This is a genomic window from Pseudoalteromonas sp. APC 3691, assembly GCF_030408135.1.
GTDB lineage: Bacteria > Pseudomonadota > Gammaproteobacteria > Enterobacterales > Alteromonadaceae > Pseudoalteromonas.
In genome coordinates this window covers 51,559-69,098 of record NZ_JASDCB010000008.1, presented here as the reverse complement: position 1 = coordinate 69,098, position 17,540 = coordinate 51,559, and the positions used below count along the sequence as shown (strand labels likewise).

The 17,540-nt window shown below is 37.8% G+C and carries 16 protein-coding genes, 2 tRNA genes and 1 pseudogene; 7 read left to right on the top strand and 12 right to left on the bottom strand.

Features of this window, described 5'->3' with window-relative positions; all coding sequences use genetic code 11:
- The first annotated feature begins 248 nt into the window (after nucleotides 1-248).
- The 3 genes from QL998_RS20755 (at nucleotide 249) to QL998_RS04500 (ending at nucleotide 3,972) form a co-directional block, all read left to right on the top strand.
- A complete protein-coding gene (locus QL998_RS20755) occupies nucleotides 249-392 on the top strand; it encodes an SEC-C metal-binding domain-containing protein (protein ID WP_356948108.1) in 144 nt (47 codons plus the stop codon).
- Between the two features lie 212 nt (nucleotides 393-604).
- A complete protein-coding gene (locus tag QL998_RS04505; RefSeq protein WP_222714680.1) occupies nucleotides 605-3,448 on the top strand; it encodes a UvrD-helicase domain-containing protein in 2,844 nt (947 codons plus the stop codon).
- Between the two features lie 35 nt (nucleotides 3,449-3,483).
- Nucleotides 3,484-3,972 carry a hypothetical protein gene (locus tag QL998_RS04500; protein ID WP_222714679.1) on the top strand — a complete coding sequence of 163 codons (489 nt, stop codon included), beginning with the start codon at nucleotides 3,484-3,486 and terminating at the stop codon, nucleotides 3,970-3,972.
- 149 nt (nucleotides 3,973-4,121) lie between these two features.
- On the opposite strand, the gene QL998_RS04495 is transcribed toward QL998_RS04500, so the two are convergent.
- The 10 genes and pseudogenes from QL998_RS04495 to QL998_RS04450 all read right to left on the bottom strand — a co-directional run bounded on the left by QL998_RS04495 (nucleotide 4,122) and on the right by QL998_RS04450 (nucleotide 12,228).
- On the bottom strand, nucleotides 4,122-4,415 hold the full coding sequence (locus tag QL998_RS04495) for a hypothetical protein (RefSeq protein ID WP_222714678.1): 294 nt from the start codon (nucleotides 4,413-4,415) through the stop codon (nucleotides 4,122-4,124).
- Nucleotides 4,416-4,589: 174 nt separating this feature from the next.
- A pseudogene (locus tag QL998_RS04490) lies at nucleotides 4,590-4,895 on the bottom strand (transposase); the annotation flags it as partial.
- A gap of 84 nt (nucleotides 4,896-4,979) precedes the next feature.
- A complete protein-coding gene (istB, locus tag QL998_RS04485) occupies nucleotides 4,980-5,735 on the bottom strand; it encodes an IS21-like element helper ATPase IstB (RefSeq protein ID WP_222714676.1) in 756 nt (251 codons plus the stop codon).
- Between the two features lie 11 nt (nucleotides 5,736-5,746).
- Complete coding sequence (gene istA / locus QL998_RS04480; RefSeq protein ID WP_222714675.1) at nucleotides 5,747-7,297, bottom strand: IS21 family transposase; 1,551 nt, start codon at nucleotides 7,295-7,297, stop codon at nucleotides 5,747-5,749.
- A gap of 521 nt (nucleotides 7,298-7,818) precedes the next feature.
- On the bottom strand, nucleotides 7,819-8,346 hold the full coding sequence (locus QL998_RS04475; RefSeq protein ID WP_290192215.1) for a hypothetical protein: 528 nt from the start codon (nucleotides 8,344-8,346) through the stop codon (nucleotides 7,819-7,821).
- A 491-nt stretch (nucleotides 8,347-8,837) separates the two neighbouring features.
- Nucleotides 8,838-9,032, bottom strand: a complete 195-nt coding sequence (locus QL998_RS04470; protein ID WP_225913274.1) for a hypothetical protein — start codon at nucleotides 9,030-9,032, stop codon at nucleotides 8,838-8,840.
- Nucleotides 9,033-9,537: 505 nt separating this feature from the next.
- Nucleotides 9,538-9,614 (bottom strand) — tRNA-Val (locus QL998_RS04465).
- Between the two features lie 26 nt (nucleotides 9,615-9,640).
- Nucleotides 9,641-9,717: transfer RNA gene (locus QL998_RS04460), tRNA-Val, on the bottom strand.
- Between the two features lie 113 nt (nucleotides 9,718-9,830).
- Nucleotides 9,831-10,895 carry a DUF3080 domain-containing protein gene (locus QL998_RS04455; RefSeq protein ID WP_259365666.1) on the bottom strand — a complete coding sequence of 355 codons (1,065 nt, stop codon included), beginning with the start codon at nucleotides 10,893-10,895 and terminating at the stop codon, nucleotides 9,831-9,833.
- Nucleotides 10,858-12,228, bottom strand: a complete 1,371-nt coding sequence (locus QL998_RS04450; protein ID WP_182197012.1) for an MATE family efflux transporter — start codon at nucleotides 12,226-12,228, stop codon at nucleotides 10,858-10,860. The genes QL998_RS04455 and QL998_RS04450 overlap by 38 nt, the downstream gene beginning before the upstream one ends.
- A 128-nt stretch (nucleotides 12,229-12,356) precedes the next feature.
- Between QL998_RS04450 and QL998_RS04445 the strand changes: the two genes are divergently transcribed.
- Nucleotides 12,357-12,983, top strand: a complete 627-nt coding sequence (locus tag QL998_RS04445) for a riboflavin synthase subunit alpha (RefSeq protein ID WP_182197010.1) — start codon at nucleotides 12,357-12,359, stop codon at nucleotides 12,981-12,983.
- 1 nt (nucleotide 12,984) lies between these two features.
- Here the strand turns inward: QL998_RS04445 and QL998_RS04440 are convergent, their stop codons facing one another.
- Entirely contained in the window at nucleotides 12,985-13,188 is a 204-nt protein-coding gene (locus tag QL998_RS04440) for a CPXCG motif-containing cysteine-rich protein (RefSeq protein ID WP_008166246.1), read from the bottom strand.
- Between the two features lie 103 nt (nucleotides 13,189-13,291).
- On the bottom strand, nucleotides 13,292-14,164 hold the full coding sequence (locus tag QL998_RS04435) for a fructosamine kinase family protein (RefSeq protein WP_182197008.1): 873 nt from the start codon (nucleotides 14,162-14,164) through the stop codon (nucleotides 13,292-13,294).
- Nucleotides 14,165-14,289: 125 nt separating this feature from the next.
- Here QL998_RS04435 and QL998_RS04430 point away from each other — a divergent pair, with 125 nt between their 5' ends.
- The 3 genes from QL998_RS04430 to QL998_RS04420 all read left to right on the top strand — a co-directional run bounded on the left by QL998_RS04430 (nucleotide 14,290) and on the right by QL998_RS04420 (nucleotide 17,530).
- A complete protein-coding gene (locus QL998_RS04430) occupies nucleotides 14,290-14,982 on the top strand; it encodes a DUF445 domain-containing protein (RefSeq protein ID WP_182197006.1) in 693 nt (230 codons plus the stop codon).
- A 279-nt stretch (nucleotides 14,983-15,261) separates the two neighbouring features.
- Complete coding sequence (locus QL998_RS04425) at nucleotides 15,262-16,047, top strand: hypothetical protein (RefSeq protein WP_182197004.1); 786 nt, start codon at nucleotides 15,262-15,264, stop codon at nucleotides 16,045-16,047.
- 100 nt (nucleotides 16,048-16,147) lie between these two features.
- Entirely contained in the window at nucleotides 16,148-17,530 is a 1,383-nt protein-coding gene (locus QL998_RS04420; protein ID WP_010552614.1) for an amidohydrolase, read from the top strand.
- The last annotated feature ends 10 nt before the right edge of the window (nucleotides 17,531-17,540 follow it).

Sequence of the window (17,540 nt, the reverse complement as noted above, 5' to 3'; positions counted from 1 at the left end):
CCGGTGATACCAAATTTGATTTACTCTTATTGAGCGCTAAGGGCGCTCAATGCAACGGCTCTACTTAGCATACACCTACAAAAATAAAAAGAAAATTAAGTGCGCTATCTCCGAAGTGGCTAGCAAAATATGATGAAGCGATAACCTTGCTAGGACAAATAAATAAAGAACATGGCGAGTTGCTGCTAAATTTTAATCCTGACGGAAAGGTTTTTGAGTCGGCAATATTATATGAAAAGTTAGCTTCTGTGGGGAAAAACCATAAACTAGCTCACAAGTATTTTTATAAGAGCATCGCTAACAAAAACGTCAAGGAAGCGACTAGAAAACTTGGTAGGAACACTCTTTGCCACTGTGGATCTGGTTTAAAGTTCAAAAAGTGTTGTGCTTGATGTAGATAATTTACAAACTAAGGTTTTTATAGCTTGGTTCCATTGATTGAGCTGTGCACGATAAATATCGTGCCTCGGGTTTATTCTATTTACAATGCGAGTACATATAAGAGCTTTTTTCCATTAGCTTGTTAAAACAGATTCTCTGGTTAACTGAGAGTGCCGATTACTGATACAATGATGTATGGGTAATATTAATGATAAATGGATTTATGTCAGATACATCTTCTCTCAAAATTAATCTTCTTGGTCGTATTTTAGGTTCACATACTCTGGTTATTAATCAAACTGAGTTTTCAGCAGTGAGCAAAAAATCAAAATCATCAATTTTTGATTTAAAAAATATTAGAAGCTTCGGCTTTATTCACATGTCTTTTTTTGGAGCTAGCTTTTCTTTCAAATACGAAGAGCAGGAACTTTCATTTAAATTTCTGTCGAAAAAGAATGCGAAAGCTTTTGCAGAAGCCTTTAACTGTATAGCGAAAGACTCTATAGAAAGTTACTTAATCAAAGTATTCTCGGAGTTTAATTTATTAGTTATTAAAAATTACCCAAGAGACTCTTATTACACGCAAATTGAAAGCTTAATATCTCAGCTCCATCAGTACTATTCATATCAGACTGAGCTTTGGCATGAACTTCTTGACCCAAATGATATTTCACGTGTGCAAGAAATACTAAAACATTTCCCTTTAAACATAGATCATTTAAGGCTGCGTCATGAAAACGATCAGCTTAGAAAAAGAAAAGGCTTCTATGATGTAGTTGAGTCAAACCCGCTTACGCACGAGCAGCGATTAGGGGTAATTCGCTCCAATGATAGAAATATGGTGTTGGCAGCAGCAGGAACAGGTAAAACGTCTGTAATGGTTGCCAAAGCACTTGATCTAATTGATAGACAGTTAGCACTACCATCAGAAATACTTATACTTGCTTACAATAAAGGAGCTGCGGTGGAGTTAAGTGAGCGCCTTACTGAAAAAGCTAGAAATAGTAACGTTAGTGTCGACTCATTACCTCAAATCAGTACTTTCCATGCTTTGGGTAGAAAAATCCTTAAAGAATCAGGTATACCAGTTAGCATTAGCGTTTACGCTGAAGATCCCTTCAGGCTAGAACAGTGGGTAACAAATTGGATACATGAATATATTGGGGCTGACCCATCAAGGGTATTCGATTTGATAGAACTGACGACCCCTCCAGTCGATCCGTTTGATTTTAAAACCCAAGGTGAATATGAAAAGCACCTTAGAGATAACGAATTTAGAACATTAAATAATGAATTGGTAAAAGGGTATCAAGAGCTAACGATTGCCAACTTTTTACATATTAATCAGATTGAGTATGAATACGAAAGCCAATTTGTTACTAAACGCCGAATTGAGGTTGGTTTTGATTATAGACCTGACTTTCATATTGTTGGCACTGATATTTATATTGAACATTATGGAGTAGATCGTAATGGCAATACGAGACCTGATATCGACGCTTCATCTTACGGCGAGTCTATGCACCAGAAGGAGTTGTTACATAAAGAGTGTGGCACAGTACTTCTTGAAACTTATCATTATGAATGGAAAGAAAATACACTTTTAGAAAACCTCAAAGCTAAACTAGCAGCTTCCGGTATTAGCTGTAACCCATTACATCCGAGTGAAATCTTCGAAAAGTTAAACGGTCAAAAACAGCTCTCCAGTTGGAGTGAGTTGATGAAAAAAGCTCTTCAGGCAATAAGAGTCGAAAGATTGGACGAAGAACAAATAGTTAGCCGTTTAAAAAAATTTAATATCCATCAACCAAAAAAATATGCAACTTTATTAGATGCCCTTCACACAGCATATAAACATGAATTAGCGAGGCAAAATTCCATTGATTTTGATGATATGATTTTAAGGGCTATTCAGGTAGTAGAGGACGGTAGCTATAAACCAAAATGGGAGTATATATTAGTAGATGAATTTCAGGACATATCTGAGGCTAGGATGGACTTTGTTAGGGCAATCATAGACAAAGGCCCCCACCCATCGCTTACAGTAGTTGGTGATGATTGGCAGTCAATATATCGTTTTTCAGGTGGTAAATTAGAGCTGACAACTCGTTTTGATGAGCTCGTTGGCAACTATACCCCAACAATGCTACAAAAAACTTTTCGATATAATAACAGTATCGCAAATACGGCAGGGCAATTTGTTATGGAGAACCCTGAGCAGTATCAAAAGAATATCGTTACTCACACGCAAGTAAAAGAGTCTCAGGTGTACCTCTTAGATGATAAGATCGGAAATAATGATGGTGTATACGAAAGAGCCTTAGAGGTTGTTCGAAAAATAAGAGAGAATGCACCTAGCGCCAGCATTGCTATTATTGCTAGGTATAATTATTTACTCGCTGACACTAAAACCTTGTTATGGGGTAATGAGCTTAAAGATAATATTCACTTTTGGAGTTTTCATAAGTCTAAAGGTCTTGAAGCTGACTACTGTATTCTAATAGGATTTTTTCAAGGAAAATCAGGCTTCCCGAATGAAAACCGTGATGATGCTGTAGTTGAAGCATTACTTCCATCATTAGATAGTTATTCTCATTCTGAGGAACGGCGCTTACTTTATGTCGGTTTAACTCGTGCTAAGCATAAGAGCTATATCATTGCTGATCCGACTTCACCATCAGAATTCGTAAGCGAATTGCTAGCGCCAAAGTACGAATTAAATATATCGTCAAAAGCTTTCCAAGAGCAATTTAAAAAAATGTTTGACTGCCCGAATTGTGAATCAGGTGTCCTAAGGTTAATTAAGGGGAAATTTAATAACTTTTATGCCTGTAGTACAGGCCGTGGCTGTAAAGTGGGGAAGGCTAGGGTTTGTAATAAATGTCATGCTCCATCGATTGATACGCGAAGTGAAAGTATTTGTAATAACCCAGCTTGTTTAGATTCAATAAAAATTTGTGAAAAGTGTGGGCGACCAATGAAAAAGCGAAGTGGAAAATTTGGTGAGTTTTGGGGATGCTCAGGTTATGGCATCAAAGACGATCAGTGCACACATACAGCTAAGTAAGTGGTATTCGTAAAATTAATTGCAAAGAGGTCATTATGATAGAAAATATAGCTAATTGGATAGAACAATTAGTGAGAGATTATCTGCCTCAAGCTAGATGTTGTTCTGAGTTAAATCCGAGAATAAAGCAATATTTCCGTAAAGACTTTCTTGATAATAGTTATTTCATCATTACAAATGATATACCCAAACCAGACATTCCATTCGAAAATAGTAATGTTGAGTCATTCATCAATATGGATGGTGATGGAATTACGTATAAGAATCTATATTTTATAAAAGAACACCGTGCAAATGATCTGACTATACATGTTCATGAGCTAGTTCATGTAGCTCAATGGAAACAACTGGGTGTAAGAGGGTTCATTGAGAAATATATTAACGAGCTTGAAAACTATAAGTATGAACATGCGCCGTTAGAAAAAATGGCATATGCGATTGAGGATAGATTTGATGCACAAAATGAGTTGTTCGATATTACTATGATAGTAAAAGATGAACTAAAAATACTGTATGGGGTTTAGAGCTATATGGCAAGTTAACCTGAACTTGTAGCAGAACAATTACAGAATTATTAAGTGTATTAGGTAAAGTAATTTCCTAAGCTATTTAGCTACAAAGTGCACATTTCATAGACTTCGTACTTAATAGCTTAGAAGTTGTTTAAAGTACTTTAATCAAAGCTACATTGGCCAACAGCGCTTTGGCCTCTATTATTAATGACTACAATTGGGAATATATCGCCTTTGAACTTGCCAATCTTATAGGTATATTTTGTATTTGCATATTCATATGACCCATTATCTGTTCTTCCTTGATAAGGGTGATGATATTTCTTATTAACAGTCAAAACTTTATCTTTAACGGAGATATTGAAGTTCCTACCATCATCTGTAGCGCAGTTTGCTTGGTAAGCTTGTACAAGACCTGATGCTAAAAGTATAAATATTCCTAAAAAGTATTTCATATTATTTCCTTATTTATTTTCATATTGAGCTGACAGGCTGGGGTTCCCTTAGATAATTTTTATCAAGAGTTAAACTATGTTAAACCTATTATATTATGGACTTCTTTATTGAGAAAATACTAGCTATTTTTTTATATGATTGCCTAGGGGCTGTTGATCTTTGTAGTACATATATCAATCAGCCCACATTGGTAGCCACATCATAGTAAATGCTAAAGCGAGCATTGAATGATAATTTCGTTCAAGCTTTTCATACCGCGTGGCTATCCCTCTATATTGCTTAATACGGCCAAATGCATTCTCAACCAAGTGCCGATATTTGTACATGCACCAGTCAATATCTTCATTGCCTACTAAACTGTTGCCCTTACGTGGAATAACGGGTGTAGCGTTATTATCACGAACAAACGCTCTCAGTTTTTCACTGTCGTAGCCTTTATCTGCGACAACCATATTACTTGTTGGGCAATTAGCTACGAGTGACTGCGTATTCTCATGACTTTGCTCACCGATTCTCATCAGCTTTGATCGCTTGATTTATCATTTTGTAGAGCCATTTTTAAATTAACTTAACTGATCATCATCAGTCAATTCATTTAACTGTTTTCGTATCGATTCTCCTTTTAAATTCAACTTAATTGCACCATGAATCAGCCTATCTAAAATAGCATCAGCGTGCGTTGATTCGCCGATCATTTGGTGCCAATTTTCCTGTGGTAACTGACTAATGATGATGTGTGATTTATAACCATATCTAGCATCGATTAATTCAAGTAAGTCGCTTCGTTGCTGAGCACTGAGTGGCTCTAGCCCCCAATCGTCTAAAATAAGTAAGTCGTATTTAATGAGTTTACCCAATAATTTTCGATAACTGCCATCGGCCTGTGCTAGAAATAGACTTTCAAGTAATTCTTTTAATCGAATATAGAAGACACTTTTTCCTTGTAAACAGTGCTCGTGACCCAAGGCACACGCGAGGTAGGTTTTGCCACAGCCTGTGGCGCCTGTAATTAATATATTCTGATGTAAACTCAGCCAGGTGTTTTGGCTGAGGCTGCGTATTTGTGCTTTATCTAGATTACGCTTCGGCGAGTAAATGAGTTGATTTAACTGACCCGGTACGCGGAATTTTGCTTGTCGCACCAGTCGCTCTATTTTTCTTTGGTCACGCGTATCAATTTCATGCGTTAGCAATAAACTGACGCGCTCTATAAAGCTTTGTTCTTGATATAGGTTTGGCTGTTCAAGCTGCTGCTTGAGTGCTTGCTTTATACCCGATAACTTGAGCAATTGAAGTTGCTGATTAATTGTTTCTATCATGTTTGCATTCCTTAATGGTAGTAGTCTGTGCCACGTATGTTGCTGTGTGTAATTGGCTTTTCTGGCTCTGTTTGGAGTGTGGGTAATGGTTGTTGGTCTAACCCTTTTTGCAGCATTTGCTTAATAGATCTGTGTGTGGTCGTATTCATGCAAATTGCTCGGTAACATGCTCGCTCGAGGCGTTCCTTTGAATACGTTTTAGCTAAACTTAACACCCCTAAACAGGTGCGATAAGCTTGCTCTGGATGACGTTTGCTATTAAGCAATAATTCAACGACTTGATGAGTATAATCACCGATACTCAATGCCCATGAGCGTAAATTTATCGGTGACTGCTCATGCTGTTTTTGATGCGCCTTTGGCATATGATGTGTCTGTGTCGTATGTCCGCCTAAACGGTTTGAGCGAGGATGCTGTGCTATTAAAGTGCCGTCATAATAAAGCTGCACGAGTTGATTGGATATGTGTGCGCGTAATTGTTTTTTAACCCACAGATAAGGCACGCTGTAGTAATGTTTTTCTATTTCAACATGGTAATCAATATGCACACGTACTGTTTTGATTTGTGTATATTGATAGGGCTTTTCAGGCAATGGCTTTAATGCGTTTTTATCCACCATATCAAATAGCTGTTTGCGTGATTGTTGATATTGCTTCATCACCTTATTGTTCATCATATCCAGTAGCTTTGCTATTTCATGATTGAGTTGCGCTAAGCTGTGGAAGGTTTGGTTACGTAAGCGTGCCATGATCCAACGCTCAACAATTTGTACGCCGACTTCAGCCTTCGATTTATCTTTGGGTTTATAAGGTCTAGCCGGAATGACAGCAACGTTAAAGTACTCGGCTAACTGGTGGTACGTCGGATTTAAATCAGGCTCGTAGCGACAGGTTTTACTGACAGCACTTCTGAGATTATCGGGAATAACAACGTCAGGAACGCCGCCTAAAAATTCAAAGCAACGCGCATGACTCATTACCCAATCTTCAAGTTGCTGACTATACGTTGCTTCAGCATAGGTATAATTTGATGCACCTAGCACAGCAACGAATATCTGAGCAGTGCGCTTTTCCTGTGTCGTCGGACAAGTAATGGTAATTGTGGGGCCACAATAATCCACAAACAGCTTTTCATCCCCTTTATGCTGCTGACGCATTGAGAGTCGCTGGGTACCTAACCATTGTTTATAAGCTCGGCAGAAGTGACTGTAGCTGTAATAAGGCTCACCCACTTTTTCAAGTAACTCATCAAATACGAGCTGTAATGTTAGGTGTTTATGTTGTTTTAAGTCTTTATTGATATTTAACCAGTCAGGCGTAGGGTGTCTTTTTTTACGCGTTGAGAAGCGCTTGAGTTTGGTGTTGAAAAATGTATTTTGCTGTTTATCCTCTGGTATTGGCCATTGATTTAAGCCTAACTCATTGGCCTTTTTAAGGTAATTAGCCACAGTACCAGATGAAATATTTAAACTTCTGGCAATCTCTCGATGGGATAATTGTGCTGAGTACTTCAGCCGTAAAATGGAATGTAATTTACTCATAGATATAGGTCTTGTTGTCATTGTTGTTATCCTCATCAAACGATTCAGATAACGGTTTAACACACCTACAAAAATGATAAAACGTGAACTCGGTTACGAGTGGTATTAAGCTTTGATCGGCAAAATCATTAAGAGCATAAAAGTGATCATTTACAAGTGATTTTAGTGATCAAAGCTGGAGAGAATATGCAGCTACCTTGGAATGTTAATCAAGGCTAGATGCATTTGCTCAGACGCTTATGTAATACCAGCACACTTATGAAGTTGGGCAGCATGTGTTCGGCATCGTTTTTCTTTCGGTATAAACCGCAAAGGCCAATGACCTTGTGGTGCATGATTATATTTCTACTTGCTAACAGCACCGAGCTGAGCAGACTAATAACCTAGCGCCACTGTTACCCTGGAACATTAAGAAAGACTGAATGTTGCTGATTAGAGGCTTCGTGCAAGATGCGCACAGCGATGAGAAGCATAAAAAAGTAAGTAACATAAAGGAAAAAAAGCTAGGTTTCATTAACAACAATGTACCCGTAAAGTACAAGCTATAAGTTATTTCTAATTTTTGATCCTACTCTTCGTCCATGAATCCAGCTTTTAGGGTTAAAGTAGCTTCCCGTTTTTTCCACTACCAATAGACCGATAACAGGAGTTAGGAATGTTAAAATTAATAGCGCTTCCGAGCGGTTGCGTGTTCGTTGTGCACCTTTCCCATCTGGGTTCAATAGCTTTATCAGATTAAGAATCCATATAATAGCTAAGGGAGTTTTAGTGATCATAGCCAATAAAAACTTCCCTACATTTCTATCGTTATCTAAATACGTATTTTTCATCACAATAGTAAAAAGCCAAAGAGATACAGCACCGCCAATAACTAAACTAAATTTTTCACTCCCACCCATCCATGTGATGATGAGAGTAATAAAATAAAATGAGGCGGGCACTGCAAACGTAAGTCCCAAATCATCGTAATCTCTAAAAACGATTATACTTCTATTTTCACCACACCCTTTGATAACACCCATTAAGATAACAACTAATAAAGCTGCAAGTAGTATGTTGTAAAAGTCCATTAAAGTTCCTTATCCTTTTTAATTATTGAAAATCACACAAAAATAAAGGAGCGAGCCAAACCAAAAAACCTTGTTTTATGTCACTGCCCCAAAAAACGAAAGAATTATAACTGCATTTAGATATTTCACTACATTTATGTGAAAAAAACTAGTATTTTCAATGTATAAACTTTTTGTAAAGAAAAGTTAGCAATGACCCTAACCTATCTTATTTCTGATACTGAGCACTATTGGAGTTTTTAAAATTGAATGATCAAATTTAGCTTGGACGAATACATATAATCACCTGCGTGCAAACTTACGACTAATTAGGAGCTAAAAGTCTTCATTTTGCTAAACCGTCAACCGTCAACCGTTGACGGTTTACAATAAATACCGCCACAGCCTTTTAAAACTCTGCGATAAACGTATCAACAAAGTGTTTAAATTTATCCGGTATTACTGGCAGTATTTTTCTGTGTTGTAAAAGGCTGGGTTTAGTTTCTAGTACATCAAGCAAAGTCATCTCTTAATGGCATTTCGTCACTTAGCTCATAACGTGTTACTAGCTTTTCTAAGCGTTCTTGGTTTAGCTTTTGCTCGTGGGCAAAATTCTTAAGTTCTAGACGCTTTTCTTTTTCCCAATAAAGCTCAAACTCTTCATCAACGTCAGCACTGGTAGGGATGCCTTGTAAGTGCTCGTCCATAAACTTATCTATAAGTGCTTTTTTTACTTAATAAGATTGGGTCTGTGGCTATCATGTTTGCTATTACTTGACGTTTACCGAACAACTAATTAGTGTATTAGTGCCTTGTGTGGGCACCGATGTCTAAACAAGGCACAGAAGCAGTTTATGGAATAGGGGTCATAGAATATTTCATGAAATGACACGGAAAATATTAGGGTAGTGGTCACCTGATTTGAAATTTTTGGTTTGGAATTTGTGATTTGAGGTTTGTGAATTTGCAAGGGTAGGGGTCTAATTTTGAGGAAGATTAAAGAGCTAAAAAAGTGGTTTGGGCGCTTGGGCACAAGTTTGGGCACAAATCGATAAAAACTGGAATTTTTAGGATGATCTTTTGAGGCTTGGCTCTCGTTATTTTAAAATTTTGAATACAAAATAATAAAAAACTAAGAATTTAATTTTTAGTTGAATAATTAAACGAATAGATTGAATAGGGTTTTTAACTGTTTGAAATATAGAGTTTAATTGGTACGACCGAGTGGATTCGAACCACCGACCTCTACCATGTCAAGGTAGCGCTCTAACCAGCTGAGCTACGGTCGTACAATTATTTTAGGATTCTTAAATGTTGGTACGACTGAGTGGATTCGAACCACCGACCCCTACCATGTCAAGGTAGTGCTCTAACCAACTGAGCTACAGTCGTATTACTTTATTTAAGTAGGTGTTAATTGCTTAACAACGGCGGCTAATATATAGCGTGGCGGTTGGTGAATCAAGCAAGTTTGTTGTTTTTGAGTTTATTTGCCGTTTTTTTATTCACATTGGGCTTATTTCACACGTTTTATAAAATACTTGCCACCAAACCACATGTTTTTTAGCTGAGCTTTTAAGTAAGTTCAGTAAGTTACTTGCTGAGTCCGTTTTGACTAAGTTATTAATTTGAGGGCTTGAGATACTTTCGTTAAACCAAAGCTCATTATAAAGCGGTTGTAGTACCTCCAGATAACCAGTTAATTGCGCTTGATAGGGCTGAATTTCTTTTAGGTAAAACTTTTGAAATACGTTGTTTATGATTTTTGCGCTTTTATTATTTTTACCCTGAGGGCATAGGGTATTCAAGTTTAGTGTTTTTACAAACTGCGTGGCGCTGTTATTTAACACTACCTGTTTACGGGCCGATTGAATGAGTGCTTGGTTAAATTGAAATTTATTAAGCTGCTCGAGTGCACTAAAAATAGAATTACTATTAATTTCACTAAATTCTTTCGCCTTAATTTTCTGCTTAATGAATACAAGTTGCTTTAGCGCAATTACGGTATCGCTAAAACCTGCAGGTTCAGTAGTAAGCTCGTTTGAGGTGAGTTGCCAGGTACGATTTAGCTCTGGCTCTTTAAATAACATGGCGTTAAAAAAGTGCATTAGGTGTGTTTCTTTATAGTTTTTGGCAGCGAGTATTTTTGTATAGCTAGGGCTGTTTTTATCAAGCGTATTTAAGCAAACTTGTGCACTTTTGATAAAGTTTATTTGATATTTTAATTGCCCAGCAGCGCTGGCGGTTTTTCCTAATTGGTTATTGTGCTCACTTATAAGCACGTTAAGCTTACATTGGCTAATGCCTGCAAGCTCAACAATGCTCAGTGTTAAGTCACTTTGTGCTATTGGGGTAGGCTGCAGTAAGGGGAGTTGCTTGAGTGGCGCAGGCTGTGTTGGGCTTGTATCAACTGTGCTACTTAAGCGTTCAATATAAGTAACGTTTATATTACTTTGTGGTTTGTTGCAGCCAGTAATCGTTAAAAAACACATTACCAGCAAAGCAGCTGGTAATGTTTTAAGGCTGAGTTTGTTAGTTTTGATTGAGTGCATCAATTTTAAGAAATTCATATTTTAGACGTTTTTTTACCGTTAGCATTAATAAAATAGCAGCGACACTAAGACCTACTATTATCCCAGTCCAGAAACCGTGTGGCCCCATAGCTGGCACAATTATGTCTGTTCTTGCCAATACGTAACCTAAACAAAAGCCGATTAACCAATACGATATAAACGTAATATACGATATAGGCGTGGTGTATTTTAACCCACGGAGTATGCCATTTGCTGCAACTTGGAGTGCATCAGGTAATTGGTAAATACACGCTAAAATCATAATTGATGAAGCCAATGCCATAACAGCGGGGCTGTCGGTATACAGTTGGCTAATTAAATCACGACCGGCAAACGTAATAAGTGCTAAAAATAACGCCACAGCAATGGCTAAAATATAACTGGTAGAAACCGCAACTTTTAATTGAGTCATGTTCTTTTGGCCGTATAAGTTACCTATACGAATGCTAATAGCGATTGATAGGCTCAGCGGCATCATAAACAGCAATGTAGTTACACTGGCTGCTATTTGATGCCCCGATATAGCTACTGCACCTAAATGCGCTATAAATAGCGGTATACACGCAAATAAAGTGACTTCAAAAAAGGTGGCGAGTGAAATTGGTATACCTAACTTAGTAATAATACCAATGGTAGTGAAATTAGGTTTTTCGAATGATGAAAGCAGGCCTTTAGCATCTACTTTTTTACTCATTTGGCAGTAAGTGACTTGCGCTATTGCCATAACAGTTAAAACAATGGCTGTGGCAATGCCACAGCCCGCGCCGCCATAGGCAGGAAAACCAAATAAGCCATTTATGAAAATATAATTTACCGGAATATTAACAGCTAAACCTAATAGGCTTATGTAAAACGCGGGCTTGGTCATTCCCATGCCTTCGGTAACGTTTCTGTATACCGTAAAAGTTAAAAATCCAAACACACCCCATTTCACAAAGTGAATGTAGTCAATGGCAAGGTTTGCAATTGCAGGCGTTGTATCGAGCTTAAAAATAATAGCATCTGCTAAATGGGCAATTCCAAAGCCTGTAAAGCTCAAAATAGCGGTTAAATAAAGCGCTTGTTGAAAATAGTGGCTAATGCCTTTGCGGTCATCACTACCCGAAAACTGCGCAATAATACCGGTAAGCGCTAATAAAATGCCTTGAAGGCCAAGTAATAATGGGTTCCATATTCCTGTTGCAATAGACAGTGCAGCTAAGTCAGTAGGGCTAACTTGGCCTGCCATAATTGTGTCGACGACCGACATTAAAATAAGTGTAACTTGCGCTAAAAAAACAGGTAAAGCGAGGGAAAGTAAACGCTTGGCTTCCCAATTGCAAAAGGTCATAAAAACAGCTAGTTGATAAAATAGGGCGTAATTGTAATCTATTGGGGTTTAAATAAAAATCACAGTAGTGAATGATTTTATGAGTTGATACGTTAAACTAGCACTTTGTAATAATTTAAAGTGATTTTATGTTTACAGGAATAGTGCAAACGCAAGCTACGGTGGTCTCTAAAACTCAAACAGACGGTGTTTTACGCTTAGTTGTATCGGTGAGCGATGAGTACGTTAAGCATTTAGATTTAGGCGCAAGTATTGCTATTAATGGCTGTTGTTTAACAGTTGTGCAAGTTGAGCTAAGTAATCACGATGTGGTAGCGCAAGTGCATTTTGATGTGATTGACGAAACCCTAAAGTTAACTAATTTAGGACTGCTTGAGTTAGGTAGTTTAGTTAATTACGAACGCTCTGTTACGTTTGGTACTGAGCTAGGTGGGCATATAGTGTCTGGGCATATTCATTGTACGTCACAAATTTCTCAAATAGTGAAGCTTGAGAACAACTGCAAAATACAACTCAGTTTGCCAAAAGAGTGGCAAAAGTATGTGTTATATAAAGGGTTTGTTGCTATAAATGGCGCAAGCTTAACCGTGGGCGAAGTTGATGAACATGGTTTTTGGTTACACCTAATTCCGGAAACGCTCGCCATTACAAACATTGGTGCAGCGCAAGTGGGTGACAAGTTTAATATTGAAGTTGATCAGCAAACTTACACTATTGTAAATACGGTAGAAAACTACTTACGCCATCAGGCTTAAGTTAAAATATTTGTTCGTCGTCACTGTCTACGTGTAGCTCTAATTTATTGTTAGCATGATCTATATGCATATTTAAATGAATTGGGTTACAGCAGGCAGTGCAATCTTCTATGTAGTCTTGATCTCCCATGCTTGCGTCTAAGTCTAAATGTATGTGGTGTCCGCAGTGTGGGCACGTTATTCGTTGTGATAAAAAATCTTTCATAATCACTCCAGTTATAAATAATTAAGTTAGATTTAACTTAATCGCTTACAGATGAACGCCTACTTACTCATTAAATATAGTGCTGAAATGCAGCTTATGACACTTATTTTATACCTTCAAATACCAGCTTTTCTATATGTTGTTTAGCTTCAGTAAGATAGTGACCGGCAAAGATGTTAGCGTGATTTAAAATAGGGTATAGCTGGTATATTAACTTACGTTTTTCGTAATTTTGAGAAAGCGGATAGTGCTGGTTATAGGCGCTATAAAAGTCTTTTGGCAGTGGCGCAAATAGTTCGCTCATTACAATATCCACTTCCCGATCACCATAATAACAAGCCGGGTTAAATACCGTTGGCTCTGCTTTTAAAAAGCCCATATTTCCTCGCCAAAAATCGCCATGCAGTAATGAGGGTTCAACTTGATGACTATGCAGCTGTTCTTTAACGGCATTAATTAAGCGCTCGGGTTCAATAAAGTTAATGCCTTTTTCAGCGAGTAACTGTAATTGCCACCCTATACGCTCTTCGGCGTAAAATACATCCCATTTTTTATGCCAGCGATTAGGTTGTATAGTAGTGGCTATGTAGTTGTCTACATCAAAACCAAACATGGCTTGGTCGTGTTTTTGATGCATTTTAGCCAGGCTGCTTCCCATAGTTGCCCACGTGTTGTGGGGTTGTTTATCTAAAACAAGCCACTGTAAAACAATAAACGAAAACTCTATATTTGCACCGGTTGTAATACATTCAGGGACTTTAAAATTACTATTTTGCGCTAAAAGCTTTAAGCCAATAAATTCACTTTCTAAACGCTCGAGTTCGCTTTTTAATGCTATTTTAACGAAGAAGTTATGCGTACCATTGGTAATATGAAATAGTTTATCGGTATTTGTACTTTGTAATTGGCGTTTATAGGTGTGTTTAAAGTCAAAATTAATGGCTTGGCTGATGTGCTCATTTACTGTTTTCCACATAACAATTGCTCGCCTTTTAAACAGATACTTAAACTATGGCAAAAAGGTATTAATTTAACAATCTAAACGTTGTAAAATTAACGACTATATTGCATAAAAATTACACTTACTGTAATGGAGTAAAAATGAACAAAAGTTTAATAACCAATTTGCTAGCGGGTTTATGTGTTGTTGTAGGTTTTATGTTTAACCAAGCAATTGTGTTATCAGTTGGTTTATTTGCACTTTCTGGCGCGGTAACTAATTTATTAGCGATTCATATGTTGTTCGAAAAGGTCCCGTTTTTATATGGCTCAGGCGTTATAGCGCTTAAGTTTGAAAGCTTTAAAGTAGCTATACGAAACCTAATATTAACGGAGTTTTTTTCAGAGCAAAAAATTAATAATTTACTCAATAAAGCGCAGCCCAATATCGATTTTGAGCCAATAATTAGCAATGTTGATTTAAACCCTGCATTCGACAATTTACTTGTCGTTATTGAAGAGTCACAGTTTGGTAGCATGTTAGGGATGTTTGGTGGCACAGCGGCAATAGAGCCAATGCGTGAAAAGTTTATTGAAAAAATGCAATTGTCGCTTAGTGAGATTTCCCAAACTGACGATTTTAAAGCATTAGTAAGCCAAACACTCTCACAAGGTAATAGCGCAGAGAGCCTACATAAAACAGTACTTAAATTAGTTGATGAGCGCTTAGATGAGCTTACCCCAAAAATGGTTAAAGAGATTATTCAAACCATGATCCGCGAGCACTTAGGCTGGCTTGTTGTGTGGGGTGGTGTGTTTGGTGGTTTATTTGGTTTAATAGCGGCCGTGATTTAAATATAGCTACTGATACCAATTAAAAAAACAATCATTTTATCGCATTAAATAGCGCAATTACTGCGTTAAAAATTGTTCGTGTACGAGTGCATGGATGCAGGAGGTAGAGCAATGCAGGGAGCAATTAGTGATAGCAACTACACGTTATAATTTCGCCTTGTTATTGCGCTACTTTATTAGCGCAATAATAGATTACTAATTTAATGTAATTGGTATGACTTATTTTTTCAGGCTGTTATTATCGCCCCCATAATTTAGTCGTGTTTTTTAGGAGCAACGGTGAGCAAAACGTTAGCCAGTTATTATCAGCAAGCATACGCTTGCGATCAGCAGCATTTTAACCAGTGTTTTTATTGTGGCTGTGAAGCGACAGAGCGCGACCATTGTCCTCCGCTGCATATGCTACAAAGCATTGTTGATTTAGGTGAAGAAGCTGATTTTATATCTATTCCTGCGTGTTATGAGTGTCATGCACTTTTACATAACGAAAGGCTGATGACGATTGATGAGCGTTTCACTAAAATGAAGAAAAAGCTTGCCACTAAATACGCAAAACCTCTGCGTGTTTATAACATGTGGGAAGAAAACGAACTTGGCGATATGAGCGATGAGTTTGCGCATAGTATTCAAGCGGGTATGAAATTAGGAAAAGAAGCCGCTGAGCGTTTAGCGTTTACTGGTTTTAGCTATGCCACAGAAGATGCCAAAGTAGCAGTACGTGAAAAAACAAAAGAGTTTGATGTAGAAGGCATGATATTTACTGACTTTAAAGAGGCGCTAAATTACTGCATTAATGATTTAAACGTACAAAAAAGTGACTTTTATAAAATTTTGGTTGAAGACTACCAAGGGGATTTTAATAAAGCGCTAAGCCAGTATCATCACCGTCATGACAAAGTGACAGCGGCTAAAGACGGTAATACAATTATTAAAGATTTTTCTAAGCTACATAAGCAAAACTCTGATTTTGTAACGCGTACGGTAAAGCACTTTATAAGCAAAGACCCCTCGCTTACAACCGAAGGTGCGCTTGAAAAGTTGTATAACAATTATATAAAGAAATAATTACAGATATTCATCTTAATTAACTGCGTTTTCACCTGTTTTTTTGGCTTTATTCCTTAGCTTTCGCTAAAGTAGCAAAAAAACAGGAGATCCAAACAACATGCAAAAATTTGCACCTTCTTTATTAGCAGTTGGCTTAGCTGCTGCACTTGTAGGTTGCCAAGAAAACGGCCCGCAAGACGATAAAATAACAATCAACAAAAATCCTTACCCAAGCACTTATCAGCCCGTTTCTACATCAAGCACACTTATTACAAATGCAACAGTACTTACAGGTACTGGTGAGCGTTTAGATGAAGCTGATGTATTACTTGTTGACGGCAAAGTACAACAAGTTGGTAAAGACTTAACTGCTACTGCTGATGTTACAATTGATGCACAAGGCAAATGGGTAACACCGGGTATTATTGACGTACATTCACATTTAGGTGCTTATCCAAGCCCTTCGGTTGAGTCGCATCAAGATGGTAACGAAATGACAAGCCCTAACACTGCAGAAGTGTGGGTTGAGCATTCTGTTTGGCCACAAGATCCTGGCTTTAATCGCGCACGCGAAGGCGGCATTACTTCTCTACAAATTTTACCAGGCTCAGCTAACTTATTTGGTGGCCGCGGCGTTACGCTTAAAAACGTACCTGCACACACTATGCAAGGCATGAAATTTCCAGAAGCACCCTATGGTTTAAAAATGGCGTGTGGTGAAAATCCTAAACGTGTTTATGGTCGTCAAGGTGTATTGCCTTCTACCCGTATGGGTAATATGGCGGGTTACCGTATGGCGTGGGCTGAAGCCGCTGAGTACAAACGTGCGTGGGATAAATACGATGCCGATTATGAAGCAGGTTTAAACCCAGAAGCACCAGTACGTGATATTAAACACGACACGCTTCGTGGTGTGCTTGAGGGCGAAGTACGTATTCATAATCATTGTTATAAAGCTGAAGAAATGGCAATGATGATTGACCTGTCAAAAGAATTTAATTACGACGCGGGTACTTTTCACCACGGTGTAGAAGCATATAAAATTGCTGACCTACTTGCTGAGAATGGCTCGTGTGCTGCACTTTGGCCAGACTGGTGGGGTTTTAAAATGGAAGCCTACGACATGGTTCAAGAAAACGTAGCTATTGTTGATGCTGTTAAAAATTCATGTGCAGTTGTTCACTCAGATTCAGATACTACTATTCAGCGCTTAAACCAAGAAGCTGGCAAGGTTATGTACCGTGCTAACGAAAACGGTTTTGATATTTCTGAGCAACACGCTATTAAATGGATCACGGCTAACGCTGCTAAGTCGTTAGGTATTGATGACAAAACAGGTTCACTAGAAGCGGGTAAGCAGGGCGATGTGGTTATTTGGAATCAAAGCCCATTTAGTGTTTATGCTAAAGCTGAACAAGTGTTTGTTGATGGTGCAAAAGTTTACGATAGAAACGACAGCGCGTATCAAGCAACAAGTGATTTTATGTTAGGTCAACAATAAGGAGCACCCA

Bases quoted from the DNA above. Each gene is read 5' to 3' on its own strand.
- QL998_RS04505 (WP_222714680.1), top strand. From the start codon at position 605: ATGTCAGATACATCTTCTCTCAAAATTAATCTTCTTGGTCGTATTTTA.
- QL998_RS04500 (WP_222714679.1), top strand. From the start codon at position 3,484: ATGATAGAAAATATAGCTAATTGGATAGAACAATTAGTGAGAGATTAT.
- QL998_RS04495 (WP_222714678.1), bottom strand. From the start codon at position 4,415: ATGAAATACTTTTTAGGAATATTTATACTTTTAGCATCAGGTCTTGTA.
- istB (WP_222714676.1), bottom strand. From the start codon at position 5,735: ATGATAGAAACAATTAATCAGCAACTTCAATTGCTCAAGTTATCGGGT.
- istA (WP_222714675.1), bottom strand. From the start codon at position 7,297: ATGACAACAAGACCTATATCTATGAGTAAATTACATTCCATTTTACGG.
- QL998_RS04475 (WP_290192215.1), bottom strand. From the start codon at position 8,346: ATGGACTTTTACAACATACTACTTGCAGCTTTATTAGTTGTTATCTTA.
- QL998_RS04470 (WP_225913274.1), bottom strand. From the start codon at position 9,032: ATGGACGAGCACTTACAAGGCATCCCTACCAGTGCTGACGTTGATGAA.
- QL998_RS04455 (WP_259365666.1), bottom strand. From the start codon at position 10,895: ATGAATTTCTTAAAATTGATGCACTCAATCAAAACTAACAAACTCAGC.
- QL998_RS04450 (WP_182197012.1), bottom strand. From the start codon at position 12,228: ATGACCTTTTGCAATTGGGAAGCCAAGCGTTTACTTTCCCTCGCTTTA.
- QL998_RS04445 (WP_182197010.1), top strand. From the start codon at position 12,357: ATGTTTACAGGAATAGTGCAAACGCAAGCTACGGTGGTCTCTAAAACT.
- QL998_RS04440 (WP_008166246.1), bottom strand. From the start codon at position 13,188: ATGAAAGATTTTTTATCACAACGAATAACGTGCCCACACTGCGGACAC.
- QL998_RS04435 (WP_182197008.1), bottom strand. From the start codon at position 14,164: ATGTGGAAAACAGTAAATGAGCACATCAGCCAAGCCATTAATTTTGAC.
- QL998_RS04430 (WP_182197006.1), top strand. From the start codon at position 14,290: ATGAACAAAAGTTTAATAACCAATTTGCTAGCGGGTTTATGTGTTGTT.
- QL998_RS04420 (WP_010552614.1), top strand. From the start codon at position 16,148: ATGCAAAAATTTGCACCTTCTTTATTAGCAGTTGGCTTAGCTGCTGCA.